This is a genomic window from Haloarcula rubra, assembly GCF_019599465.1.
Taxonomy (GTDB): domain Archaea; phylum Halobacteriota; class Halobacteria; order Halobacteriales; family Haloarculaceae; genus Haloarcula; species Haloarcula rubra.
In genome coordinates this window covers 169,884-195,858 of the sequence record NZ_RKLR01000005.1, presented here as the reverse complement: position 1 = coordinate 195,858, position 25,975 = coordinate 169,884, and the positions used below count along the sequence as shown (strand labels likewise).

The following is a 25,975-nucleotide window of genomic DNA, read 5'->3' as shown; positions in this document are numbered from 1 at the left end:
GTCGCGGCGCGTGGTGTTGTGGCTGGCGGTCCGCGCTGGAACGCTTTTGTACGACCCTGCCCTCCGGTGGCGTATGGACATCGTCGTCGTCGGTGCGGGCAGTCTCGGCAGCCTCCTCGGCGGGTTGCTCGCCCGCGAACACGACGTGACGCTGGTCGGTCGGGAGCCACACGTCGGGACCGTCCGGCGGGCGGGACTGGACGTGGTCGGCACCGAGTCCTTCCACGTCGACCCGGCGGCCGACACCGACCCGCCGGCGGGCGCCGACCTCGCGCTGGTGACGGTCAAGAGCTACGACACCGCCGACGCCGCGGCGGCGCTCGCAGACTGCTCGCTGGAGGCGTGCCTCTCGGTCCAGAACGGGATGGGGAACGAGGGAACGCTGGCGGCCGAACTGGACTGTCCGGTGCTCGCGGGCACCTGCACCTACGGCGCGAACCTCGTGGACCCGGGTCGGGTCGACTTCACCGGGCGCGGCGAGGTGGTGCTGGGGGCCCGCGAGGGCGGCCCCTCGGCGGCGGCCGAGGACGTAGGCACGGCGTTCGAGGCAGCCGGCGTCGAGACGACGGTGGCGACGGACATGCCGACGCGTCTCTGGGAGAAACTGGCCGTCAACGCGGCCATCAACGCGACGACGGCGCTGGCCCGCGTCGAGAACGGCGCGCTGGCCGACGGCCCCGGTCGGACGCTGGCCGCCGACGCCGCCCGCGAGACGGCCCGCGTCGCCCGCGAACGGGGCGTCGACCTCTCGGACGACCGGGCAGTCTCGCTGGCCGAGCGCGTGATCCGCGACACCGCCGCCAACCGCTCGTCGATGTTGCAGGACGTCGAGGTGGGTCGGCGGACGGAGATCGCCGCTATCAACGGCTACGTCGTCGACGCCGCGACGACGCCGGTGCCGGTCAACGAGACCCTGACGCGGTTGGTGACGCTGTGGGAGACGCGAACGGGGTCCGAACGCGAGCGGTGAGAGACGACGGCGAGAGGTCGGTAGCCACCTGTTACTCGGTCGGCGCGGCCCGCTACCGGCGCGGCTCAGTCCCCGTCGGCAGGCTGTTCGACCTGTTGCCGGGTGATGCCGAGCATCTCGCGGGCCTCGGCGGGCGTCGCCACCTCACGGTCGAGTCGCTCGATAATCTCGACGGTCCGGCGGACGAGTTGCTGGTTACTCTGTGCTTTCTCGCCGCGGCGGTAGTAGAGGTTGTCCTCCATCCCGACGCGGACGTGCCCTCCCAGCAGGACCGCCATCGTCGTCAGCGGGAGTTGGTGTGGCCCGATGGCGAGGACGTTGAACTCCGCGCCGTCGGGGACGTTGTCGACCATCGTGAGCAGGGTCCGCGGGTTCGCGGGCGTGAACGACCCGCCGAAGATGAGGTTGACGTACGGGGGCTCCTCGACCAGTCCCTCGTCGACGAGGCGTTTGACCTCGGCGAGCTGGCCGGAGTTGAACACCTCCAGTTCAGGTTTGATGCCCTTCGACTGCATCTCGACGGCGAGGCGCTCGATGTTGTTGCGGGTGTGGTTCGTGATGATGTGCTTGTCCCGTTTGAACGGGCCCAAATCGAGGGAGGCCATCTCCGGCGGCGGGTCGGTCCGGATGCCCGCGACCCGGCGCTCGTAGGGACTCTGCCCGCCGGTGGTGTTCTGGACGATGATGTCGTCGCAGTGGTCGCGAATCGCGTCGTTGACCTCCTGCAAGCGCGTCGCGTCGTTCTCGCCGTGTTCGTTCCGGCCGTGGACGTGGGCGATAGACGCACCGAGGTCCTCGCAGGCCGCCACCTGTTGTGCGATTTCCTCTGGCTGTTCGGGCAGGTTCGGGTTCGCGTCCTTGCCGTGGACCGCCCCCGTGGTGGCGACGGTGACGATGACCTTCTTCTGCCGGTGGTAGTCGTCGTATGACACTCGTGAGTCTCACACCGTTCGGTACTTCGTTACGACACAGCTATCTGACGAAGACGGCGGGTAACAAACTGCTAGCGGAAGAATGGCGTCCATAACCAAACACACCGAACCTGTCGTTCACGTCGATGGTCTGCCCACATCTCGACTACCGCGACGCCGACGGGGAGCACTCGTTCGACCACGAGCGGCCCTACTGTGAGATACAGGAGGCGTTCGTGTCCCCGATGGCGGCCGACCTGTGCAACGACCGCGCGGACTTCGACCACGAGACACACTGTGCGGTGTACCAGCGGTACCACCTCGACAGCGACCAGTTGGTCCCCGGCCTCGACCTCACCGATGCCGACTGAGACGACGACCGTCGAACGGAGCCGGTCGACCGACGACTACACGATTCGCTGGTACCGGCCCGCCGACCGCGAGGGGTTCCTGACGCTGCACGACCGCGTCTTTTCGGGGTTCTCCGCCGAGTGGTTCGACTGGAAGTTCGCGGACAACCCGTACCTCCCGGAGGCGCCCATCGTCGTCGCCGAACGCGACGGCGAGATAGTCGGGGCGCGACCGAACCTCGCCTTCCAGATGCGGGCGGGGGACACGTACCACACCGCCATCCAGTCCTGTGACACGATGGTCCACGAGGACCACCGCCGACAGGGCCTGTTCAGTCGGACGAGCGAGCGCCTGTTCGAGGACTACGCCGACGCCGGCGTCGAGTTCACGTTCAACGTGCCCAACCCGATGACGACGGCGGGCCTGGCCAAACAGGGCTGTGAGATAGCCGGCGAACACACCACCTACTACCGCGTGCAGGACCCGGCGGCCTACGCCCGTGTGGCGAATCGCGTCGCCGCGACTGCCGGCCGTCTGGCCGCCCGAACGTACCTCGGGGCGCGCGGCCGGCGCGTCGACGTCCCCGACGAGGTGAGCGTCGCTCGACACACCGAGATACCGGCGGCGACGCTGGCCCGCCTCTACCGGCGACGACCCCCCAGCGAGATTCACGCCTACCGCGACGAGCAGTTCTTCGACTACCGCTTCGGAAACCCGACCTGGGAGTACACGGCCTACACCGCCCGCCTCGGGGGTGAGCCAGTCGCCGGGGTCGTCACCGGAACGCAAGAGTCGGACGGGCAGACGGTCACCAACGTCGCCGACGTGGTTCCGCTGGTCGGCGACGCCGAACGGGACCGGGCACTCCCGGCCTTGCTGGACCGGGTGCTGGCCGACCACGCCGACTCGACGGTGGTCGCGGTGCGGGGCGACTCGATGCCACGGGACCTGCTCGCGGCCTTCGGCTTCCACAGCGACCAGCGCCTCCCGCTCCGACCGCTGGCGACCCCGACGACGATGATAGTCTCGCCCGTCCCGCCGGACGGCGACTGGCGCGTCGCGGGCCGGGACATCCGCAAGCTGGCGAACTGGCGGCCGACGTTCGTCGAGCACAACACGGCCTAGGAACGAACGACCCGAACCACACACGACGACCAGACCACCCACGAACTGCCAGAGAATCCCCTCTTAGTCCCGCCTGCGTGGATTAGTTGGTGAGGTTCTCCGGTGCCGGTGGTGTCTCGTGACCGGCCCGCCGCTAGTTCCGCTTGAGCACGTACAGTGCCGCCGCCCCGCCCAGCACGAGCGCGAAGACGTAACTGGCGACCCGATAGAGGATGGCGACGACCGTCGCGTCCGTCTGGCCGACGCTCGTCAGCGCGACGAGCAGGACCACCAGCGCCGTCTCGACGGCGCCGGACCCGCCCGGCGAGGGGACCAGTCCGGCCAGCGTCGACGCCGGGACGACGAAGAACACGAGCAGGAGCGTCAGGTCGGCGCCGATGGCCTGCGCCGAGAAGTACAGCGGCAGCGCGAAGAACACCCACCCGACGTACGAGAACAACAGCGCCTGCACGAGGGCGCGGCGGTCGCGAGCGATGCGCTGGAATGCCTGTTCGGTCTCGCGCAGTCGCTCTCGCAGGCCGACGAGGGAGACGCGAGGCGTCCTGCTGGCCAGCGGCGCGACGGCGTCGAGCAGCGCCTTCCCGAGTCGCTTCCGGAACCGCCAGCCGACGGCGGCGACGACGGGGACGCCCACCGAGAGGACGACGAGGCCGCCCGCGAGCGGTTCGATGGCCTCCGGGAGCGAACTCCCGTACAGCAGGGCCGCGAAGCCGACGCCGGCGAACGTGACGAACGGGAACAGGTTCAGCAGGTCCGCCGTCACGACGCTCGCGAGGCTGTCCTGATAGCTCGCCTCGGTGTCCCGCGAGAGGACGTAGGCGATGAACGGTTCGCCGCCGGCCTGTCCCAGCGGCGTGACGTAGTTGGCGAACGTCGCGGCGTAGTAGGTGACGACGAGCCGCGAGAACGACTCGTCGATGCCGGCGACGCCCAGCACTATCTGCCACGCCTTCCCCCACGCGGTGAGACACAGCGCCGTCGAGACGCAAGCTAGCGCCATCCACCCGGGGTCGGCCCGGAGGAGTCCAGCGACGACGTCGGCCGTCCCGACGAAGTCGACGAGGAGGTAGACGACCAGCCCCGCGACGGCAAAGCCCAGCACTATCTGGGCGACAGTTCGCCGGTCGGCGAAGTCGAGGGCGGCGCTGTCCGAGGTCACGTCAGTCGATGTATCCGAGGTCCTGCAGGCGGTCTTTGGTGTCGTCGTCCATTTCGTCTAGGACCTCGCCGTCGGCGCCGTCGGCCTCGTCGGGCCAGTCGGCGTCGACGGAGTCGACGAACTCCCACAGCGCGTCTTCGAGGTGGTCGGGTTCGTCGTCGGTGCCGACGAGGTTCTCCGTCTCGCCGGGGTCCTCGGCCACGTCGTAGGCCTCGTCGGGGATGCGCGTACAGTGGATGTACTTCTCGCCGGCGGTGCGGGCCGCGCCCATCCGGGAGTAGAACCGGGACTGCTCGTCCAGTTCGATGCCCGCCGCCTGTGCCTTCCCCTCTAGCTGGCGCAGTTCGACGACTGGCTGGTGGTACTCGACGAACCCGACGTCGCCGCGCGGGATACCGCCGATCTCGCCCGCGAACTCGCGGTAGTCCGCCGAGAGGAGCGAGCGGGCCGCCTCCAGTCGCTCGCCGCGGCCCTCGGCACCGGCCGCGTCCAGCACCGTGTGGTAGAGGTCGACCAGTTCGACCACCGTCTCCTCGTCCCGACCCGGTTCGACGTCGGGGTGTTTGACCATCAGGGGGACGTTCACCAGCGGGTCGTAGATGCCGAACTCGTGGCCGTAGAGGCCGTGTTCGCCGAACAGTTCGCCGTGGTCGGCACAGACGACGACAGTCGTCTCTTCCCACTGCCCGGTCTCTTTCAGGTGCGAGAACAGGCGGTCCAGTTGGTCGTCCATGTGGGCCAGTTCAGCGTCGTAGAGGCCCTTGATGTCGGCCCACTCCTCGTCGTCGATGTCCCGGGCGCCGCAGTTGTACTCTTTCGAGTTCTGACACACCTCCGTCGAGTCGACGCCGGGCGCGAACTCCTCGGCGTACTCCTCGGGCGGGTGGTAGGGGAGGTGGGCGTCCATCAGGTTGATGAACGCGAAGAATTCGTCGCTCTCGTCGACGAAGTCGATGGTCTTGTCGATGACCTGTGGCGTCTTGGTGTCGCCGCCGCCACCTTCCGCGAGGTGTTCGTGAATCTTGTTGCCGACCTGCACGAGTCGGTCGGCCACCCCGCGCAGGGTGTCGTTGTCGTTCATCGTCTTCCAGAGGGTCGCCAGCGGGCCCGAGAGGAGTTCGCTGGGCATTATCTGGAAGAAGTTGTCGTGGTCGTCGAACCCGGCGGTGAGGTTCGTGTAACTCGTGATCCACGCGTTCGAGGAGTAACAGGCGGTGTCGTAGCCCGCCGCCGACAGCGACTCCGCGAGCGTGGTCGACCCCTCGAGGTAGGGGTTCTCCTGCGTGGCCTCGTGTTCGCTGGGGTACTTCCCGGTGAACAGCGAGGCGTGGACGGGGAGCGTCCACGGGGCCGGCGCGACGGCCTGTTCGAAGACGGCGGCCTCCTCGGCGAACTCGGCCAGCCGTGGCGTCGTCTCCATGTCGGGGTCGTAGACGGACAGTCGGTCCTTCCGGACCGTGTCCAGTACGACGAAAAGCACGTTCGACCCGTCCGTGTCGGTCATACTGGGACCATCTCCGCGACGACGTTAAAACGGTGTGATTTCTGCCGACAGTGTGCCGGTTCGCCGACTAGAAATCCTCTATCAGGCACTCTACGTCCGGTTCTGCGCGGATTCCGGGACGCGCCGACGGCGTCGGGCCTCGCCGTCCTCGGGGGCAAGACGTATGCCACGCCGCCGCGCCCGAGCGAGTATGTCACTCGGAGTCTGCTACTTCCCCGAACACTGGCCCAGCGAGCGCTGGGCGACCGACGTCGAACAGATGGCCGAGGCGGGACTGGAGTACGTCCGCATGGCCGAGTTCTCGTGGGCGCGCGTCGAACCCGAACGCGGCGAGTTCGACTTCGCGTGGCTGGACGAGGCCGTCGAGTTGGTCGGCGACCACGGCATGGACGCCGTGCTGTGTACGCCGACGGCGACGCCGCCGAAGTGGCTGGTCGACGAACACCCAGACATTCGGCAGGCCGACGCTGACGGGACCCCCCGCGAGTGGGGGAGCCGCCGGTTCACCTGTTTCAACTCGCCGACCTACCGCGAGGAGACCGAACGCATCGTCCGCGAGATGACGGCGCGCTACGCGGACGACCCGCACGTCGTCGGGTGGCAGGCCGACAACGAGTACGGCTGTCACCGTACCGTGCGGTGTTACTGCGAGGACTGCGCGGCGGCGTTCCGCGAGTGGCTCGAATCGACGTATGGCGACGTCGAGACGCTGAACGAGGCGTGGGGCAACACCTTCTGGAGCCAGCAGTACCCCGACTTCGAGTCGGTCGACCCGCCGGGCCCGACGCCGGCCGAACACCACCCCTCGCGCCTGCTGGACTACTACAGATTCGCCAACGACAGCGTCGTCGAGTACAACCGCCTGCACGCCGACCTGATTCGCGAGGCCAACGACGACTGGTTCGTCACGCACAACTTCATGGGCGACTTCCCGACGCTCGACGCCTACTCGCTGGCCGACGACCTCGACTTCCTCGGGTGGGACTCCTACCCCACGGGGTTCGTACAGGACCGCCGGCCCGGCGCACCCACCACCGACGAACTGCGGGCCGGCGACCCCGACGAAATCGGGATGAACCACGACGTCTACCGCGGGGCCAAGCGAGCGCCGTTCTGGGTACTGGAACAGCAACCCGGCGACGTGAACTGGCCGCCCCACGTGCCCCAACCCGGCGAGGGGGCGATGCGACTGTGGGCTCACCACGCCGTCGCTCACGGCGCGGACGCGGTGCTGTACTTCCGCTGGCGCCGCTGTCGCGAGGGGCAGGAACAGTACCACGCCGGCCTCCGCAAGCAGGACGGGAGCCCGGACCGGGGGTACCACGACGCCGCCGCCACCGCGCCCGAACTGTTCGACCTCGCGCCCGTCGACGCGCCCGTCGCCCTCCTCCACGACTACGAGAGCCTCTGGGCCACCGAGACGCAACCGCACTCCCCGGACTGGCACTACTGGTCGCACCTCCGGGCGTACTACGACGCGCTCCGGGCCCGCGGCGTGCAGGTGGACGTCGTGCCCCCGTCGACCGGCCTCGACGGCTACGCGGCCGCCGTCGCGCCGACGCTGTACCTCGCGGGCGAGGGCCTCGCCGACCACCTCACCGCGTTCGTCGAGAACGGTGGCCACCTCTTGCTCGGTGCGCGCACCGGCGAGAAGGACCCGTACAACCAACTCCACGAGACGCTGGCGCCCGGGCCGCTGGCGGACCTCGCGGGGGCGCGCGTCGCTCGCCACGAGAGCCTCCCCGAGCAGTTCGACACCGCCGTCGACTACCGGGGTGGGGCCTACGAGTTCCGGACGTGGGCCGGGTGGCTCGACCCGACGACCGCCGAGACGCGGGGCCGGTACCGGAGTGGCGAAGCGGCCGACGAACCCGCCGTCGTCCACGATGGCGCCGGCGACGGCACCGTCACGACCGTCGGGTGTTGGCCCGGCGCGGGCCTCGCGGACGCCCTCGTCGAGGACCTGCTAGCGGCCGCGGGCGTCGCCCACACGGCCCCGTTCCCCGACGGCGTGCGTGCCGCGGAGCGGGACGGCTACACGTGGGTCACCAACTTCACGAGCGAGCCACGGTCGCTCGCCGTGCCGGCCGACGCCGCGTTCGTCGTCGGCGACGACACCGTCGGCGCGTACGACGTGGCCGTGGTCGAGTCGCCCCTCGATGCGGTCGGGCTCGAACAGTACTAGCGAAATAGAACTCAGCACAATACAAAGAAATCTGACTGTTCCACCACGTCTCGGGAAATTATGAGAGAAAATTCGGTTTAGAAGTATCGTAAGCCTCGAGTATGACGATAGAGGGCTGTCGATTCGAGGACGACACTGGTCTCTCTCTACTCACGATAAATCGAGAGCAAAGTCGATGCAGTGAGTGGGAAAACGTCGAAAAACTCGATTATCCGTGTCCGGTATGTCGTATCATTATAAAATATAGCTGTGATAGTAAGAAATCAGACTACTCGCGCCACTCGGTCGTCGGTCTGTCCCATCGACTCCCTCGCCAAACCGGTACGTCACGTTCCCTCGGAGCCGTTCACACTTCGTGAACGCTGGTGCTCCTGTTCCCCGCGGGAGCGCGATAACACGGGTACCTCTGTTAGTACTCGCTCGGAGGCTCGTCGTCTATGCCCTCACGCCCGGTGCGGTCGTTTTCTCCCCTGTCCCGCGTCTCGACGAGGTATCGACAGACGAGTCCGTGTCACGTTCACGTCCGCCATCCGTTTCCACATCGTGAACGCGAGGTTCGAGGGGCGGCCGTCTCGACGGCGACCGAGGTGCCGTGGCGCACCGGTTCCGTGTGAACCATCCTCGCGTTCGCATACCGTGAACGGCACGCCGCTCTGCGGACGCTCGTGTCGACACAACGATTAAATACGGCATCCACGAACCGACGGACGATGACACCGACACCATCACTCGCTTCGTGTGGTTCCGGACAGTCAGTAACCCGGCGACAGCGGGACGACTCGGTGACGACTACCGCGACGTTCCAGTTCCTTCACCGATGACCGACACCACCGTACGGACGGACGGCGGCGACGCGAACCGAATCGTCGACTACGAACTGTTCGAGGTCCCGCCCCGGTGGCTCTTCCTCCGTCTCGAGACGGCCGACGGCACCGTCGGCTGGGGGGAACCCGTCGTCGAGGGCCGCTCGCACACCGTCGAAGCGGCCGTCGAGGAGCTCGTGGACACCTACCTGCTCGGGGAGAACCCCGAGAACATCGAGGACCACTGGCAGACGATGTACCGCGGCGGGTTCTACCGCGGCGGCCCGGTCCTCATGAGCGCCATCGCGGGCATCGACCAGGCGCTCTGGGACATCAAGGGCAAGCAACTCGGGGCGTCGGTCCACCAGTTGCTCGGTGGCGCCGCCCGCGACCGCATCCGTGTCTACCAGTGGATCGGCGGCGACCGGCCCTCGGACGTGGCCGAACAGGCCCGCGAACAGGTCGACGCCGGCTTCACGGCCCTGAAGATGAACGCGACGCCGGAGATAGAACGCATCGACGACCCCGCCACCGTCGAGGCAGCGGTCACCCGGTTGGCGGAGGTGCGCGAGGCCGTCGGCGACGAGGTGGACATCGGCGTCGACTTCCACGGCCGGGTCACCAAGCCGATGGCGAAGCGACTGGCGAAGGCGCTGGAACCGCACGAACCGATGTTCGTCGAGGAACCGGTCCTGCCCGAACACAACGAGGCGCTGCCGGACATCGCCGCCCACACGACCATCCCCATCGCGACGGGCGAGCGGATGTTCTCCCGATGGGACTACAAGGAGGTGTTCGAGGACGGCGCCGTCGACCTGATTCAACCGGACCTCTCCCACGCCGGCGGCATCACCGAGGTCAAGAAGATAGCGTCGATGGCCGAGGCCTACGACGTCGCGATGGCACCACACTGCCCGCTGGGCCCCCTCGCGCTGGCGTCCTGCGTGCAGGTCGACGCCTGCTCGCCGAACGCGCTCATCCAAGAACAGAGCCTGAACATCCACTACAACGAGACGACGGACGTACTGGACTATCTGGCCGACCCCTCGGTGTTCGACTACGAGGACGGCTACGTCAGCGTCCCGGACGACCCCGGCCTCGGCGTCGACATCAACGAGTCGTACGTTCGCGAACAGGCCGAGAAGGAGGTCGACTGGCACAACCCCGTGTGGCGACACGACGACGGCAGCGTCGCCGAGTGGTAGCGACCTGACCGACGCCGTGGCGTCCCTTCCCTGTCGTCCAGCAGCTATTTCTCGGTCGGGGGCGCAGTGGGGATAGATGGTTTCGACAGACCCGACTGCGAACGCCGTCCCGAACCGTCACGAACAGCGTGTCGTCGTCGTCACGGGGTCGACCCGGGGCATCGGCGAGGGCGTCGCCCGCCGCTTCGCCGCCGAAGGGGCCTCCGTAATCGTCACCGGCCGCTCCCGGGACCCGGGCGAGGCCGTCGCCGCGTCCATCCGTGAGGACGGCGGCGAGGCGACGTTCGTGGGGGCGGACGTGCGCGACCCCGCGGAGATCGAGGCGCTCGTCGACCACACCGTCGCCGAGTACGGCCGCGTCGACGTCCTCGTGAACAACGCGGGCGTCCAGACGGAGACGACGGCGAGCGAGGCCACCCTCTCGGACTGGGAGTTCGTCGTCGAGACGGACTTCCGCTCGTTCTGGCTCTGTGCGAAACACGCCGTCGAGGCGATGCCCGAGGGCGGCACTATCCTGAACGTGTCCTCGAACCACGCCTTCCTGACGATGCCCGGTCTGTTCCCGTACAACGCCGTCAAGGCGGGCATCAACGGCCTCACGCGGGCGATGGCGCTGGAACTCGGGCCGCAGGGCATCACGGTCAACACCGTCAACCCGGGGTGGGTAGAGATAGAGCGCACGCGCGAGGAACTCGGTGACGACTACGAGTACACCGAACAGATTCATCCCGTCGGGCGACTCGGCACGCCCGCAGACGTCGCCGGGGTGGCCGCGTTCCTCGCGAGCGACGACGCGACGTTCGTCACGGGCGAGAGCGTCCTCGTCGACGGCGGCCGGAGTCAGGTGATGCAGGACGAACTGTACCGCGAGTACCGAGCCGACGCCGAGTGAGGCCGGCCCACCGCCGCGGAAGCGAACTGACGGCCGTCCGACGCTGTCGGGTTCGCCGGGACGTCTGTGACCCCGACGACCCGACGCCGCCGCCGTGCACCGGTCCGCTCGCCCGCGTGCGGTGTCTCCGGTTGGAGCGGTCGTCGCTAGTACCGCCTCGCGCGCACGTCCGGACACGACCATGTCCGGGTCGACTCGGCATCCGGCTCTCGTTCACATATTGGAAACAGTAGCGCCCGAGTCGACCGGGTAGCGACCGCCGTGCCCGCTCGCCCGACTCGTGGCAAGATTTAACACCTCCTACAATATTTGATGAGGCATGGGCGAACTAGCCATTCAGAACCTCACCAAGGTATTCCACGACGACGGCGGCGACATCGTCGCCGTCGACTCGTTCGACGCCGAGATAGACGACGGCGAGTTCATCGTGCTCGTCGGCCCCTCCGGGTGTGGGAAGTCGACGACACTCCGGATGATTGCCGGACTGGAGAACCCCACGGAGGGCGACATCGTCCTCGACGGCGAGACGGTCACCGACAAGAAGCCGAAGTCGCGCAACATGGCGATGGTGTTCCAGTCGTACGCGCTGTACCCCCACATGACGGCCCGCGAGAACATGGCGTTCGGACTGAAGATGACGACGGACCTCGCCGCCGACGAGATAGCCGACCGGGTCCAGAACGCCGCCGAGATGATGGGCATCGGAGAGCTCTTAGAGAAGAAACCGGACGAGCTCTCGGGCGGCCAGCAACAGCGCGTGGCGCTGGGGCGGGCCATCGTCCGGGAACCGGAGGTGTTCCTGATGGACGAGCCACTGTCGAATCTGGACGCGAAGCTCCGCACGCAGATGCGGACCGAACTGCAGGAACTCCAGCAGGAGTTCGACGTGACGACCATCTACGTCACGCACGACCAGACGGAGGCGATGACGATGTCCGACCGCATCGCCGTCCTCGACGACGGGCAACTCCAGCAACTCGGGACGCCGCTGGAGTGTTACCACGAACCGGCCAACCGGTTCGTCGCCGGGTTCATCGGGTCGCCTTCGATGAACTTCTTCGACGTCGAACTCGACACGTCGGGGCCGACGCCGACGCTGGTCCACGACGCCTTCGAGTACGAACTCGACGACGACGTCTACGCCGACGTCGAGGGACACGGGTCGCGGTTCACGCTGGGCATCCGCCCCGAGGACGTGAAGGCGGTGCCCGAGGGTACCCACAACGCTCTCTCGCCGACGGTGCAGGTCACCGAACCGCTCGGCGACGTGAGCTACGTCTACCTCGATATCGACGGCGAGCAGTACACGGCGACGCTCGAAGGCGACATCGTCATCGAGTCGGGCCGCACGCTCACGGTGCAGTTCCCGCAGGACCGCATCCACGTCTTCGACGCCGAGACGGGCGAGGCGCTCCGCAACCGCGCGCCGCCGGACAGCGACGACGTGGAGGCGCTGGCCGGACTCGACGACGCCACCGGCGTCGAGATCGGCGTCGAGTGAGTCACGGACCGCCGTCGCCCGACCACGGTATCGTCCGCCCTGTTCTAGGACTCGACAGTCGGCACTGGACGTACCGATCGAACGGAGAAAGATAACACACCGTCGGCGACGGACTCAGTGCAACGCCGGGAGGTACGCTTCGTTGGCGGCCAGCAGTTCTTCGGTCATCTCGTGAATCTCCGGGAGGGTCAACTGGGCCGCGGTCAGCGGGTCCTGCTTGACCGCGCGGTGAATCTTCTCGCGGTCGTTCTCCAGTGCGCCCTCGACGACGAGTTGGTGGACGGCGACGTGTTGCTGGGGGAAGGTGCGCACGGAGTTGGGGAGTTCGCCGACCGAACACGGGTGGAGGCCGGTGCCGTCGACGAGGACCGGTACCTCGACGCAGGCGTCGGTCGGGAGCGACGTGATGGCGTTCGTCTCGTTGCTGACGTTGAGGTTGAACCGGCGAGCCGTGTCCGTCTCCATGGAGTGGATGAGACGGGAGGCGTACTCCTCGGAGCGCTCGACGCCGACCTCGTCTAGGTCGACGCCCAGTTCGGGGTCGTCACGCTCTTCGGAGCGTTCCTGCCAGCCTTCGAGGTACGTCGCGGTGGGCATCCGCTCTGCGTAGTCCGTGCCGGTCATCTCCTCGATGGTGTCCTCGTCGGTCCGGAAGTACGGGACGTACTCCGACATGTGGTGGGAGGACTCGGTCGGGAAGTAGCCGAAGTGTTTCATCATCTCGAAGCGCACCGTGTCCCGTTCGTAGGTCTCTGGGTCGTCGTAGGCCTCGCGGAGGTCCGGATAGACGCTCTCGCCGTCGTGTTTCGCTTCGAGGAACCACGCGACGTGGTTGACGCCCGCGACCCAGTACTCCAGTTCGTCCTCGGGGACGTCGACGTAGTCCGCGATGGCCTCGGCGGTGTGGGGGACGCTGTGGCACAGCCCGACCGTCTCGATGTCCGTCGCCTCGAACATCGTCTGACAGAGGATGGACATGGGGTTCGTGTAGTTCATCAGCAGGGCGTCGGGACACAACTCCTCCATGTCGCTGGCGATGTCCAGCATCGTCGGGATGGTCCGCAGGCCGCGGAAGATGCCGCCCGGCCCGATGGTGTCGCCGATGGCCTGCTCGACGCCGTACTCCTCCGGGATGCGAATCTCGTTCTCGAAGGGTTCGGTGCCGCCGACGTTTATCATGTTGAGGACGTAGTCGGCGTCGTCGAGTGCTTCGACGCGGTCGGTGGTCGACTCGACCGTCGCGTCGAGGTCCTCGTTCTCGACCATCGCCTCGGCGACGCGGGTCGTCTGGTCGAGTCGATGCTCGTCGATGTCCATCAGCGCGATGGTACTGTCGTTCAGTTCGTCGAACGAGAGGATGTCCCCCACGAGTTTCGTGGCGAACACCATACTACCCGCTCCGACGAAGGCTATCTTCGGCATGCACCGTACTCTCCCGGGTTCCGAGTAATAAATCTACTGGCGCGCGACCCACTGTCACACCGGTTGTCGATGAACGACCGGGGAAAATTTTAAATAGGGATGGGTCAATGTGCCTGCTAGGGTTTGCACCATGTCAGACAGTAGTTCATCCGGTCTCAGTAGGCGGTCACTCGTGAAGGCACTCGGCGTCGGCGCCACCGCCGGCCTCGCTGGCTGTGGGGGCGGCGGCGACGGGGCCGCAGACGAGATGGGCGGCGACACCGGCGACGGCAGCGGTGGCAGTACCAGTAGCGACGGGGGCAGCGGCGGGAGCGGCGACGCACCCCTGTTCTGGAACTACGCGTTCCCGAACGACGGGTCGGAGCCCATCTGGCGGACCACGTTCCTGAAGAACGCCGAGGAGCGCATCGGACAGGAGCCGCGGATGGGGCGTTTCGCCTACGAGGACCTCCGGCAGAAGTACCTCACCGGCGCTCGAACGGGTGACCCGGACGTCATCGAGGGGGTCCTGAGCCACCTCACCGAGTACGTCAAGGCCGACCACCTCGAACCTATCGGGAGTTTCGCCGAGGGGCTCCCGTGGTACGACGGGTACGTACAGAGCGCCCTCGACGCGCTGACCTACCGCGGGAAACTGTACGGCCTCCCGTACAACGGGAACGCTCGGGCGTTCATCGTCCGACAGGACATCCTCGACGAACTCGGACAGGACGTGCCGCAGTCGGCCTCGGCGTTCCACGAGGTCGGCCGCATGATAAACAGCGAGTACGACGACACCTACGCCTACCACAACTGCACCAAGAAGGGGAGCGTGCGGGCGTTCCAGGAGTGGATGTCCCACGTCTACCAGCACACCGACCAGTTGTACGTCCCCGACGGCGACTCTTGGAAACTCGACATCACGGCCGACCAGCTCGGCCAGATATTCGACAACTGGTACTACCAAATCTACGCCGCCGACGACCCGGTCGGCGACCCCGACACGCTCGGGACCGGTTGGCAGGTCAACGACCCCGGCTACCTCAACGGTCGCTGGGCGTTCATCGAGTGCGGGACGTGGCTCCGCGGCTGGACCTCCGGGGACAACATCAACAACAGCGAGAAGACCAAGGACATCCTCAACAACAAGACGCTCGTGAGCCACCTCCCGCGTGGCGAGGGCGCGTCGAAGGGGACGTTCCTCGAGGTCAAGCCCGTCATGGTCAACAGCCACTCCGACCAGAAAGAGGCGGCCAAGGGCGTCGCCGCGGCCTTCGCCTCGCCGGATACGCTCACCGCGATGGGCGAGGACGCGAAGGGGAACGGCATGACGCCGGTCCACACCGACGTCGAGTCCACCATCACCAACGAGAACTGGGCACCGTTCACCGAGGTCTTCAAGACCGGTCGCGCGCTGGCGAAGATCGGCTGGGGACAGGTCCGTGGCCCCTTCTACACGTACATGCAGGAGGTCGCCTACGGCCAGACCGACCCGTACGAGGCCGGGGACCAGTTCCACGACGAACTGAAGACGCTCGCGAAGGACCTCTAGGAGACGCGCATGGCAACCCAAACAGGGCAGCCGGGCGCACTGGCCCGATACGGCACGGAGTTCCGGGAATTCCTCGAGGAGACGTGGCTGGGGTACGCCCTCGTGCTCCCCTCGGTCGTGCTCATGGGGATAATCATCATCTACCCCACGCTCCGGGGCATCCAGCTGGCGTTCTACGAGGCGTCGCTGTTGAGCCCCCAGCAGCAGACGTTCGTCGGGCTCCAGAACTTCGCGCAACTGTTCGGGGCCGCGGGCTTCCAGACGGCGCTGTGGCACACGGTGTTGCTGACGGCGCTGGCGGTGTCCATCCAGTACGTGCTGGGACTGGGGCTCGCGCTGGCGCTGAAAGAGAAGGTGCCCGGCGCGGCGCTGTTCCGCAGCCTGTCGATGATAACGTGGGTCCTGCCCATCATCGTGATGGTCATCATCTTCCGGTTCCTCACGCAGAACGGGTTCGGCCCGGTCAACATCATCCTCGGGAGCCTCGGGATGGAGACGACCGCGTGGTTCGGCGAACCCGGCGTCGCGTTCCCGCTGGTCGTGTTGATGCACGTCTGGCGGAACGTCCCGTTCTACGCTATCGCGCTGATGGCGGCGATGAAGTCCATCCCCGACACCCAGTACGAGGCCGCGCGGCTGGACGGGGCCGGCCCGCTCCAGCGGTTCCGCTACATCACGCTCCCGCAGATATCGTACGTGTCGATGATAATGATCGTGCTCCACGTCATCTTCACGTTCAACAACTTCGACATCATCTACCTGTCGACGGGCGGGGGCCCGCTGGGCAACACCGAGGTGCTGGCGACGTACATCTACAAGCAGGCGTTCCAACAGTACGCGATGGGCTACGCCGCGAGCATCGGTGTCACCATGCTGCTCATCATGATGGTGTTCACCGTCGTGTACGCGCATCTGGAGGCTCGTGACTGACCATGGCAACCGAAACGAACCAGCAGACGACACAAGCCACCGACCGCTCGTTCGCCGACCGACTCGACGCGTGGCTCGCAGAGGACATGTCGCCGCGCCGGGCACTGGCCGTCTACGCCGTCATCGGGCTGTACATGACGTTCCTGTTGCTCCCGGTGTTCTACATGGTGCTGGTGACGTTCACGTCGGCGGAGTTCCTGTACTCGTCCCAACTCGTGCCCGCGCTGAGTGACTTCACGCTCGACAACTACGTCACGGTCATGTCGACCGGCCTGTTCCAGCAGTACTTCATCAACTCCGCCATCGTCGCGACGACGACGACGGCCATCACGCTCGTCGTCGGCGTGCTGGCGGCGTACTCGCTGTCCCGGTTCGAGTACCCCGGACGGAGCGGGCTCCTGTTCACGTTCCTCGGGACCCAGATGCTGCCCCGGGTGCTCATCCTCATCCCGTTCTTCCTGATGATGTTCACCATCGGGCTCATCGACTCGCTGCTGGGCATCATCGTCGCCCACTCGGTGCTGGGTATCCCGCTGGGGACGTGGCTGCTGAAGGGGTACTTCGACGACATCCCCAAATCGCTGGACGAGGCCGCGAAGATGGACGGCTGTTCGCATCTGGACATCCTGGGGCGCATCATCGTCCCGATGTCCCTGCCGGGCATCGCCGTCGCCGGCTTCTACACGTTCATCCTCTCGTGGAACGACTACCTGTTCGTCTCTATCCTCTCCCAGACGGCCGCGACCCGGACGCTCCCGTTCGGACTGCAACTGTTCCAGTCACAGAACGCCGTGGCCTGGGAACTGCTACTGACTGCGGCGACGCTCACGATGGTGCCCGTCATCGTGCTGTTCGCGCTGGTCCAGCGGTGGGTCGTCGAAGGACTCGCCAGTGGCGGGATGAAAGGCGCCTGAAACGAACCCCGTTCTCTCTACACTCTCCACATCTGGGAGTGAAAAAGAAAATACACGGCCAAATCCTCTCGAAGCGCCTCTACTTTCTCTCGTCATACCCCACACAGTATCGAATAGTGCCGAAAGCCAATCGTATACGTACACTTTCGACCAGAACGACAGAAATACCCGCACAGCTACGCACAGGCACAGCTCGACCGGAGCTACCGCTACTCGGTCGGGAAAAACGGGAGAAGTCTGGCGTCAGAACGGCGCTTCGGGGCCTTCGTCGTCGTCGCCGCCGATGTCGCCACCGCGGGACTCGCCGGGGAACGAGGGGCTGGTGCCGGCACCGCCGGCCATGCCCTCCTGCTGTTCCTGCCCGGTGCGCGCGACGACTTCGTTGATCTCGGGAATCTCCTTGGTCATGCGCGTCTTGATGGCCTGGATGGTCATCGGCGAGATGCCACAGCCGGAACAGGCGCCGCCGAGGCGGATGGTGACGCTGCCCTCTTCGCGGTCTATCTCCTCGATAGCCGCACTGCCGCCGTGCATCTGAATCTGTGGGAAGTTCCGGCGCAGGAAGTTCGTGATGCGCTCGCGCAGGTCGTCCCCGTCCTCTGTCTCCGTGCTCATAGTGACAATACGTCCGGGCCGGGGAGGCTTAGACCTTTGGACTGATTCGTTCGGCACCGCGCCGGTCGGCCGGTCGGGCCAAGCTTGAAGCGCGCCCGCGACGCCAGTGTGTGTATGACTGACACGGACGGCGCGATGCGGCGCTTCGAGGTACCCGACTACGACGACTTGCCCGAGGACCTGCAGGCACGTATCGACGAGGAGACCGACCGCGCGGGCTTTACGCCGAACGTCTTCTCGGCGATGGCCTACCGCCCGTCGCACTTCCGGGCGTTCTTCGCCTACCACGACGCCCTCGTCGAGGAGACGGAACTCGAACGCGAGGAGGTCGAGATGATAGTCGTGGCCGTCAGCGGAGTCAACGACTGTCTGTACTGTATCGTCGCCCACGGGGCGCTGTTGCGTATCTACGCCGACGCGCCGAAACTGGCCGAGCAAATCGCCTCGAACCACCGGACTGCGGACGTCGGCGAGGCACACCGTGCGATGCTCGACTTCGCGGTGAAACTCACCGAGCGCCCCGCGGCAGTGACCGAGGCCGACGTCGAGCGACTGGAGGACCACGGGTTCAGTCGCCGCGCAGTCTGGGACATCGGCAGCGTCGCGGCCTTCTTCAACCTCTCGAACAGGCTGGCCCACCTCGCGGACATGCGACCCAACGACGAGTTCTACGACCTCGGTCGCGGCGACGACTGAGGCCGCTCACTCTACCGCGATGCCGCCCTTCATCCCGAGCGAGAAGTGAGGTTCGCAGTGGTAGAGGACGATGCCGGCCTCGCCGAGGGTACGCGTGTACTTCACGCCCGACCCGCCCTCTGGTTCGCCGGAACTGAACTCGTAGTCGGACTCGCCGAGTTGCTCCTCCGGGAGCGCCTCGACGTTGTGCGGGTTCCCCTCGCCGGTCCAGTTCCACTGGACTTCGGTGCCCGTCGAGACGACGAGCGCCGAGGGCCCGTACGCGAACGCCCCGCCGTTGCCCTCGGCGCCCACGTCGACGGTCACGCTGTCGCTGTCTCGCTGGTCGACGAACGACCCGTCGTACGTGTCGTCCGCCCCGCCCAGGTCCGTCTCGGTCAGCCACTCGTCTATCGTCGGGTAGTCGTCGCCGGTGACGCCGTCGGCACCGCCGTCGCCGCCGTCGCCACCACAGCCAGCTAAACCGACCACGCCCGCCAGACTCGCCGCTCGGAGGACCTGTCGCCGTGACGCTACGCGTTGGGCCATGGCTACTCCTCGCCTACGCCGTCTGATAGTTATCCGCACTCTTCCGGGCCCGAACGGCCGCAGAGCCGTGTTTGGTACCTGCTACACTCCGTCGGCCGCGTCCCGGCAGACACCCGGTGGTGGTCGGGAGCGGACCGTCCACCACGCCTCACCCGGTCGCAACCACGGCTTTCCGCACTCCCGTCGACGTGAGAAAGACCAGTGTCGTGCGGTACGGGTGACCGTTGCGCCGACGTCGGTCGGTCTCTCGGGGGGTCGCGACCGCACAGTGTCGCGTTCGACCGAGTGCCCAGCGGTCCGATAAGTCGGGCTTATCGAATCCTTGCCTGCGGGTAACTAATCATACGATAGACGGAGGGGCCGCCATGGGTCGCCGCCGACTCTCGCGCCTCCTGTTGGCCCTCCTCCTGAGTCTCTCGGTCGTCATCGCCACGGCGCTCGTGGGCGCTGGCGCGCTCACGGATACGTCTGCGGCCGTCTCTTCATCGGACAGTACGTTACAGGTGGCGACGGAGACCGATACGCCGTCGGTTCCGTCGACAGCGACGGACACACCGGAACCGACGGCGACAGCGACCCCAGAGCCGACCGCCACAGCCACGCTGGAACCGACTGCGACGCCCACGCCGACCCCGACACAGACACCGGAGCCGACGGAGACGGCGACCCTGGAACCGACAGCCACACCGACGCCGGAACCGGCTCCAACGGCCACGCCGACACCGGAACCGACTCCAACGGCCACGCCGACACCGGAACCCACGGCGACAGCGACCCCAGAGCCGACCGCCACAGCCACGCTGGAACCGGCGGCTACACCGACTCCTACGCCGACGGCCACACCGTCACCGACACCCACACCGTCACCGACACCCACACCGACGGACACGCCCACACCGACGCCTACCCCAACGCCGACCGAGACGCCGACGGACACGCCGACGCCTACCCCGACGCCAACCGAGACACCGACGGAGTCGTCGACACCACCACCAACGCCGACGCCCACCCCCACACCAACAGATACGCCGACACCCACCCCGACGGATACCCCGACACCCACCCCGACGCCAACTGAGACGCCGACGCCAACCGAGACACCGACGGAGTCGTCGACACCACCTCCAACGCCGACGCCCACCCCCACACCAACAGACACGCCGACACCGACCCCGACGGATACCCCGACACCCACGCCCACGCCGACTGACACGCCGACGCCTACCCCAACGCCTACTGCGACGCCGACTGACACACCGACAGACTCGCCGACACCGACGGAGCCCTCGACCCCTCCGCCGACGCCCACCCCGACGCCGACCGATACGCCAACGCCGACAGATTCGCCGACGCCCACCCCGACGCCGACGGACACGCCGACAGACTCGCCGACACCAACTGAAACGCCGACTGACACACCGACGTCCACGCCGACCGAGACGCTCACGCCGATACCGACCGGCACCCCAGACCCGCTGTTCCCGCCGCTGTTCCCGTCGTCGCCGACCCCGACGGACACGCCGACATCGACGCCCACCGACACGCCCACGCCGTCACCGACCCCGACGGACTCGCCGACGCCGACCGACGCGCCGACTGCGGCGCCGTCGAACACCGGCGGCGGTGGCGGCGGCAGTAGTGGTGGCGACGGCGGCGGGTCCTCGGGCGGTGGCGGGGGCAGTTCGAGCGACGACGGCCCGTCGGCCGCCTCGGGAGACGACGGTGGGGACGACTTCGGGAGCAGCTCGGGCGACTCCGGCGAGGCCAACGCCCCGGGGAGCGACCGGTTACGTATCACGCAGTCCCGGACGGCGGACGGCGTCACTGTCACGATTCGCGGAGCCAGCGCCGGAGACAGTGCGACGCCGTCGTTCGAACTCGCCGAGCAGGACTCGCAGACATCGGCGGTGACGCTGTCCAGCATGAACGTCACGTTCGCCGCCGACCAGTCGACCGTCGAGGCGACGGTGTTCGAACCGACGAGCGACTCCGGCCCGCTGCCGCCGGTCCCGAGAGGCGACGCGCTGGGGTACGTGGCCGTCGAGACTGACCTCGACGACGAGGCGGTCGGGAGCGTCGCCTTGGCGATGCAACTGGACGACCGGGCCCTGCCCGCCAACCGCTCGCGCGACAGCGTCGTCGTCTACCGGTACACGAACGGCAGTTGGACGGCGCTACCGACGCGATACGACAGCAACGCCGGCCAGTATCTCGCCAGCGCCGGCGGCCTCTCGTCGCTCGCCGTGGTCTCGATGGAGCCGGGACAGGTCCGGGTCGTCAACACTACCAGCCCCCCGGACTGGGCCAGACAGGGGTACCGGACCAACGTCACCGCGACGGTCGAGAACCCCGGCGACCGGCCCGCTCGGCGCAACCTGACCGTCACCGTCGACGGGCGGCCGGTCGCCAACAAGACGGTTCGGCTCGAACCCGGCGAACGCGACGAGGTCACCATCGGGTTCCCGGCCGGCGGCGGCACCGTCGCCGTCGAGGGGACCGAAGCGGGGCAGATGAACGTCAGCGAGGGCAACCAGTGGGACGACGACCCGCCCTCGGGGCTCTCCGCTGGCGACGGCCCCGGATTCGACCTCGGACTGGCGGCGCTCCTGTTCGTCGGCCTCGTCCTCGTCGGTGTGGCCCAGCGACTCCGACGGCTCGGCCGCTGACCACTCTCACCCGTCGAGTTCGAACTCGATTCGCTCGACGTCGGCGCCCTTCGACGTGCGGTCCGTGACGCGGATAGCGCCGATTTCGCCCGTGCGGTCGACGTGGGTGCCGCCACAGGGGCAGGTGTCGAACTCGGCTATCTCGACCACGCGCAGGGGGTCGACGTGGTCCGGAATCAGGTCGAGCTGGGTCCGGCCCTCGGGCGTCTCGGCCTCGACGTCGGCGCGGGGTCGCTCGGCCTTCGAGACGGGCAGGTCAGCGTTGACGACGCGGTTGGCCTCGCGCTCGATGGTCGCCACGTCCTCGGCGTCGAAGTCGGCGGGGTCGAAGTCGATGCGCGAGCGGTCGACGTGAATCTGGTTGCCCGCCGTCGCGGCGTCGAACTCGTCCAGTACCACGCGGGAGACGACGTGCTGGGCGGTGTGCATCCGGCGCAACCGTTCGCGACGGTCGGCGTCTATCTCGCCGGTGACCGTCGTCCCTGCCGTCGGCACCGCCCCCTCGATGTCCTCGACGTAGTGGCGCACGTCCCCGTGGTTCTTGCGCACGTCCCGTACCGTCGCGCCGCCGCCGGCCCACGAGAGGCGGCCGCGGTCGGCCGGTTGCCCGCCGCCCTCGGGGTAGAAGTACGTCCCGTCGAGGACGACGTACTCCTCGGTGGCGTCGGTCACCGTCGCCTCGAACTCGGTGACGTCGTCGGCGTCGGGGAGATAGCGAAGGTCGGTCATGGACGTCGGTTGGCAGGCCGACGACAAAAACCGTCGGCCCGAGACGAGACGTAGAGGGCCGTCTCTCGGGCATTCGTCCGCCGCGGCCCCCTCTGAACGGGTGCGGCCCACAGTGCCCATAGCGGCAGACCACGCTCTACTCCCTCCGACACTCACTTCGGCCGAATATGGCCGCAGAAAGCACGAGGAAAGTACAATCAGGGACATATATGTGTAAAAGTCCGGTATAATAGGGAAATGGGGGCATATACGACTATTCTATGAGCAAAATACGAGATTGAGCTCCGAGATAAGGATAACGGGGACAAGATTCGTGTATATGTGCATATAGTGTCTAAACTTACGGTCTTATCGAGGGGAAGCCGACAGAGAGTCGACTACGATTGCGCAACTCTCAGTCGAGTGCGTGATAGCCAACGAACTGGGACACGACTCACGCGCCGGCGTGCCCGACTCCGGTGTAGACACTTCGAGACTGACCAGAACACCGACACCGTGCCGTTCTCTCGGTCGTACCGCCTCGGCGCTATCCGTCGTGTGTTCACCTGATGAAGCGGGCGGTATCCCTTCGGGGGAGAGCTGTTCAGAAAGAGTGAACAAAATTTCACCAGAACATTCAGTACGACAATGTGTCGTCGCCATACTGCCTCGCTCAAACTCCCGATATCTAGCTCCAGAAGGCTCCTCGGGGCATGTGAACAATCGACATCGTAGGAATAACGGAAGTACTATTGTTACGTACTGCGTTCAGTAATGCTGAACAGTTTTCCGGATTGACGGTATCTTCGTCATTCTGTCGGAACGGTGGGTTCGGCCGGCGCGACGGAGGCGTGCGACGCGTCGAACCGCCCGATTGCCGGGACGCTCGCTCGCCGTCGCACGTGGAACACGCCCTCACCGACGAAACACTTTTTAATGATTACTAATTCTTTGACCGTATGCGGTACTATCAGCTCAGTGATGGAGACACCGGTCGGCTCGTCGTTTCGACGGGCGAGGGCCTGTACGACCTCACCGCCGCGAAGCCGCGCCTCCAGTCGCTTCGGGACCTCCTCGCGGCGGCGAACGTGGCCGAACAGCCCCCCGACGACGTCGCGGCGCGCCACGTCGCCGCCGACAACGAACTCTCGCCGGACGACCTCGACGGGACCCGGACCGTACCGGTCCACGCCGACGAGGTGTGGGCCGCCGGCGTCACCTACCAGATAAGCGAGGAGGCCCGTCGGGAGGAGAGTGACACCCCCGACATGTATCTGGACGTCTACGACGCGGAGCGGCCGGAGATATTCTTCAAGTCGACGCCGAGTCGGACGGTCGGTCCCGGCGAGGCGGTCGGTATCCGACGCGACTCGGAGTGGGACGTGCCCGAACCCGAACTCGGTATCGTCCTCTACGAGGGCGAGACGGTGGGTTACACCATCGGCAACGACGTGAGCAGTCGGTCTATCGAGGGACAGAACCCGCTGTACCTCCCCCAGGCGAAGGTTTACGACCGCTGCTGTGCCATCGGTCCCAGCGTCGTCACCGACATCGAGGACCCACACTCGCTGGCCATCTCGATGACGATTCACCGCGACGGGGAACGGGTGTACAGCGGCGAGACGAACACCGACGAGATGGTCCGCACCTGCGAGGAACTCGTCGACTGTTACACCACGCACAACGCCGTCCCCGAACTCGCCGTCCTCCTCACCGGGACGTCGCTCGTCCCCGACGAGGGGTTCACGCTCCGAGCGGACGACCGCGTCGACATCGACGTCGAACGCATCGGGACGCTGAGCAATCCCGTGACGACCGTCTGACCAGCACGCGTCACCGACGAGACGACCGGCCGCCGTTCCACTCGGTGACGCCACGAGCGGCCGCGCTGCCCGCGCTCCGGCCCGAACGCCCGGAAGTGTTTTGTCGGAGGGTGTGTATCTACCGCTGTCGCATGCACTACGGAAACTTGCGTGACCCCAACGCAGAGTACACGATGCGGGACCTCTCCTCGGAGACGATGGGCCTCACGGCGGACCGCGGCGAGCGCCGCGACGTCGAGATTACCGACGTTCAGACCGTCATCGTCGACGGCAACTACCCGTGGACGCTCGTCCGCGTCTACACGGACGCCGGGCCCGTCGGCAACGGCGAAGCCTACTGGGGCGGCGCCCTGCCGGAGATAATCGAGCGGTTGACCCCCTTTGTCGTCGGCGAGAACCCGCTGGACATCGACCGCCTGTACGAGCACATGGTCCAGAAGATGTCCGGCGAGGGCTCCATCGCCGGCAAGGACATCGCCGCCATCTCCGGCATCGAACTCGCCTTGCACGACGTCGCCGGCAAGATTCTCGACGTCCCCGCCTACCAACTGCTCGGCGGCAAGTACCGAGACTCGGTGCGGACGTACTGTGACTGTCACACCGAAGACGAGGCCGACCCGGAGGCCTGTGCCGACGAAGCCGAACGCGTCGTCGAGGAACTCGGGTACGACGCTCTGAAGTTCGACCTCGACGTCCCCTCGGGCCACGAGAAGGACCGTGCGAACCGCCACCTCCGCCGGCCGGAGATAGAACACAAGGCCGAAATCGTCCGGCAGGTCACCGAACGCGTCGGCGACCGAGCGGACGCCGCCTTCGACTGTCACTGGGCGTTCGCCAGCGGGAGCGCGAAACGCCTCGCGCGCGAACTCGAACAGTACGACGTGTGGTGGCTCGAAGACCCCGTCCCCCCCGAGAACCACGACGTCCAGCGCGAGGTCACCCAGTCGACGGGCACGCCCATCGCCGCCGGCGAGAACGTCTACCGCACGCACGGCCAGCGCCGCCTCATCACCGAGGAGGGCGTCGACATCGTCGCGCCGGACTGCCCGAAGGTCGGCGGGATGCGCGAGACGGCGAAGATTGCGACGCTGGCGGACATGTTCTACCTCCCCGTGGCGATGCACAACGTCTCCTCGCCTATCGGGACGATGGCGTCGGCCCACGTCGGCGCCGCCATCCCGAACGCGCTCGCCGTCGAGTACCACTCCTACGAACTCGGATGGTGGGAGGACCTCGTCGAGGAAGACGACCTCATCGTCGACGGCTACATGGACGTTCCCGAGGAGCCCGGGCTGGGCCTCACGCTGGACCTCGACGCCGTCGAGGCACATCTGGCGGAGGGACAGGAACTGTTCGACGCGGCGTGAGCGGACGGTCGCGGTCGGCGACGACGGTGTCGGTCCCGAAAGTCCGCCGAAGGTGTACCACCGACACCGGTCGGACGTCGACGATTACCCGTTCTGCGGGCCGAAACGCCGACAGCTTTATACTCTAGTAGATTATCGCTCTAAACCGTATGGTTGACAGTGACAAACC

22 protein-coding genes are annotated in these 25,975 nt (G+C 66.7%); 14 read left to right on the top strand and 8 right to left on the bottom strand.

What is annotated here, in order from left to right; translation table 11 throughout:
- Window positions 1–73: 73 nt before the first annotated feature.
- A complete protein-coding gene (locus tag EGH21_RS14345) occupies window positions 74–970 on the top strand; it encodes a ketopantoate reductase family protein (protein ID WP_220619173.1) in 897 nt (298 codons plus the stop codon).
- Between the two features lie 65 nt (window positions 971–1,035).
- Here EGH21_RS14345 and EGH21_RS14340 read toward each other — a convergent pair whose 3' ends face one another.
- A complete protein-coding gene (locus tag EGH21_RS14340; protein ID WP_220619172.1) occupies window positions 1,036–1,902 on the bottom strand; it encodes a beta-keto acid cleavage family enzyme in 867 nt (288 codons plus the stop codon).
- 125 nt (window positions 1,903–2,027) lie between these two features.
- On the opposite strand from EGH21_RS14340, the gene EGH21_RS14335 reads away from it, so the two are divergent.
- Window positions 2,028–2,252 carry a hypothetical protein gene (locus EGH21_RS14335; RefSeq protein WP_220619171.1) on the top strand — a complete coding sequence of 75 codons (225 nt, stop codon included), beginning with the start codon at window positions 2,028–2,030 and terminating at the stop codon, window positions 2,250–2,252.
- Window positions 2,242–3,357 carry a GNAT family N-acetyltransferase gene (locus EGH21_RS14330; RefSeq protein WP_220619170.1) on the top strand — a complete coding sequence of 372 codons (1,116 nt, stop codon included), beginning with the start codon at window positions 2,242–2,244 and terminating at the stop codon, window positions 3,355–3,357. Before EGH21_RS14335 ends, EGH21_RS14330 begins: the two co-directional genes overlap by 11 nt.
- A gap of 133 nt (window positions 3,358–3,490) precedes the next feature.
- Here EGH21_RS14330 and EGH21_RS14325 read toward each other — a convergent pair whose 3' ends face one another.
- Together EGH21_RS14325 and EGH21_RS14320 are read right to left on the bottom strand one after the other, a co-directional pair.
- A complete protein-coding gene (locus EGH21_RS14325) occupies window positions 3,491–4,516 on the bottom strand; it encodes a lysylphosphatidylglycerol synthase transmembrane domain-containing protein (protein ID WP_220619169.1) in 1,026 nt (341 codons plus the stop codon).
- A gap of 1 nt (window position 4,517) precedes the next feature.
- Window positions 4,518–6,020, bottom strand: coding sequence for a sulfatase (locus tag EGH21_RS14320; RefSeq protein ID WP_220619168.1), 1,503 nt, complete (start codon window positions 6,018–6,020; stop codon window positions 4,518–4,520).
- Between the two features lie 190 nt (window positions 6,021–6,210).
- On the opposite strand from EGH21_RS14320, the gene EGH21_RS14315 reads away from it, so the two are divergent.
- From EGH21_RS14315 to EGH21_RS14300, 4 genes are all read left to right on the top strand, one after another.
- The gene (locus tag EGH21_RS14315; RefSeq protein ID WP_220619167.1) at window positions 6,211–8,205 is read left to right on the top strand and encodes a beta-galactosidase; all 1,995 of its coding nucleotides are present in this window, start codon (window positions 6,211–6,213) and stop codon (window positions 8,203–8,205) included.
- A gap of 817 nt (window positions 8,206–9,022) precedes the next feature.
- Window positions 9,023–10,213, top strand: coding sequence for a galactonate dehydratase (dgoD, locus tag EGH21_RS14310; protein ID WP_220619166.1), 1,191 nt, complete (start codon window positions 9,023–9,025; stop codon window positions 10,211–10,213).
- A gap of 76 nt (window positions 10,214–10,289) precedes the next feature.
- Entirely contained in the window at window positions 10,290–11,105 is an 816-nt protein-coding gene (locus tag EGH21_RS14305; protein ID WP_220619165.1) for an SDR family NAD(P)-dependent oxidoreductase, read from the top strand.
- Between the two features lie 319 nt (window positions 11,106–11,424).
- Window positions 11,425–12,606, top strand: coding sequence for an ABC transporter ATP-binding protein (locus tag EGH21_RS14300; RefSeq protein ID WP_220619164.1), 1,182 nt, complete (start codon window positions 11,425–11,427; stop codon window positions 12,604–12,606).
- Between the two features lie 114 nt (window positions 12,607–12,720).
- On the opposite strand, the gene melA is transcribed toward EGH21_RS14300, so the two are convergent.
- Window positions 12,721–14,028 (bottom strand): alpha-galactosidase, encoded by a 1,308-nt coding sequence (gene melA, locus EGH21_RS14295; RefSeq protein ID WP_220619163.1) that lies wholly within the window; start codon window positions 14,026–14,028, stop codon window positions 12,721–12,723.
- 172 nt (window positions 14,029–14,200) lie between these two features.
- Between melA and EGH21_RS14290 the strand changes: the two genes are divergently transcribed.
- From EGH21_RS14290 to EGH21_RS14280, 3 genes are read left to right on the top strand one after another with little or no spacing between them, the layout of a single operon-like run.
- Entirely contained in the window at window positions 14,201–15,559 is a 1,359-nt protein-coding gene (locus EGH21_RS14290) for an ABC transporter substrate-binding protein (RefSeq protein WP_328765649.1), read from the top strand.
- Window positions 15,560–15,568: 9 nt separating this feature from the next.
- The gene (locus EGH21_RS14285; protein ID WP_220619161.1) at window positions 15,569–16,489 is read left to right on the top strand and encodes a carbohydrate ABC transporter permease; all 921 of its coding nucleotides are present in this window, start codon (window positions 15,569–15,571) and stop codon (window positions 16,487–16,489) included.
- Between the two features lie 2 nt (window positions 16,490–16,491).
- Window positions 16,492–17,403, top strand: a complete 912-nt coding sequence (locus EGH21_RS14280) for a carbohydrate ABC transporter permease (RefSeq protein WP_220619160.1) — start codon at window positions 16,492–16,494, stop codon at window positions 17,401–17,403.
- A 243-nt stretch (window positions 17,404–17,646) separates the two neighbouring features.
- Here the strand turns inward: EGH21_RS14280 and EGH21_RS14275 are convergent, their stop codons facing one another.
- Window positions 17,647–18,018 (bottom strand): NifU family protein, encoded by a 372-nt coding sequence (locus EGH21_RS14275; RefSeq protein WP_220619159.1) that lies wholly within the window; start codon window positions 18,016–18,018, stop codon window positions 17,647–17,649.
- 114 nt (window positions 18,019–18,132) lie between these two features.
- Here EGH21_RS14275 and EGH21_RS14270 point away from each other — a divergent pair, with 114 nt between their 5' ends.
- The gene (locus EGH21_RS14270; RefSeq protein ID WP_220619158.1) at window positions 18,133–18,714 is read left to right on the top strand and encodes a peroxidase-related enzyme; all 582 of its coding nucleotides are present in this window, start codon (window positions 18,133–18,135) and stop codon (window positions 18,712–18,714) included.
- Between the two features lie 6 nt (window positions 18,715–18,720).
- Here EGH21_RS14270 and EGH21_RS14265 read toward each other — a convergent pair whose 3' ends face one another.
- Together EGH21_RS14265 and EGH21_RS14260 are read right to left on the bottom strand one after the other, a co-directional pair.
- Window positions 18,721–19,242, bottom strand: coding sequence for a halocyanin domain-containing protein (locus EGH21_RS14265; protein WP_220619157.1), 522 nt, complete (start codon window positions 19,240–19,242; stop codon window positions 18,721–18,723).
- A gap of 340 nt (window positions 19,243–19,582) precedes the next feature.
- Complete coding sequence (locus EGH21_RS14260) at window positions 19,583–21,166, bottom strand: hypothetical protein (RefSeq protein WP_220619156.1); 1,584 nt, start codon at window positions 21,164–21,166, stop codon at window positions 19,583–19,585.
- Between EGH21_RS14260 and EGH21_RS14255 the strand changes: the two genes are divergently transcribed.
- A complete protein-coding gene (locus EGH21_RS14255; RefSeq protein WP_220619155.1) occupies window positions 21,165–21,908 on the top strand; it encodes a DUF7407 domain-containing protein in 744 nt (247 codons plus the stop codon). The genes EGH21_RS14260 and EGH21_RS14255 overlap by 2 nt on opposite strands.
- A gap of 6 nt (window positions 21,909–21,914) precedes the next feature.
- Here EGH21_RS14255 and EGH21_RS14250 read toward each other — a convergent pair whose 3' ends face one another.
- On the bottom strand, window positions 21,915–22,637 hold the full coding sequence (locus EGH21_RS14250) for an alanyl-tRNA editing protein (RefSeq protein WP_220619154.1): 723 nt from the start codon (window positions 22,635–22,637) through the stop codon (window positions 21,915–21,917).
- Between the two features lie 938 nt (window positions 22,638–23,575).
- On the opposite strand from EGH21_RS14250, the gene EGH21_RS14245 reads away from it, so the two are divergent.
- Together EGH21_RS14245 and EGH21_RS14240 are read left to right on the top strand one after the other, a co-directional pair.
- On the top strand, window positions 23,576–24,439 hold the full coding sequence (locus EGH21_RS14245) for a fumarylacetoacetate hydrolase family protein (RefSeq protein WP_220619153.1): 864 nt from the start codon (window positions 23,576–23,578) through the stop codon (window positions 24,437–24,439).
- A gap of 131 nt (window positions 24,440–24,570) precedes the next feature.
- A complete protein-coding gene (locus EGH21_RS14240; protein WP_220619152.1) occupies window positions 24,571–25,806 on the top strand; it encodes a mandelate racemase/muconate lactonizing enzyme family protein in 1,236 nt (411 codons plus the stop codon).
- Window positions 25,807–25,975 lie beyond the last annotated feature (169 nt).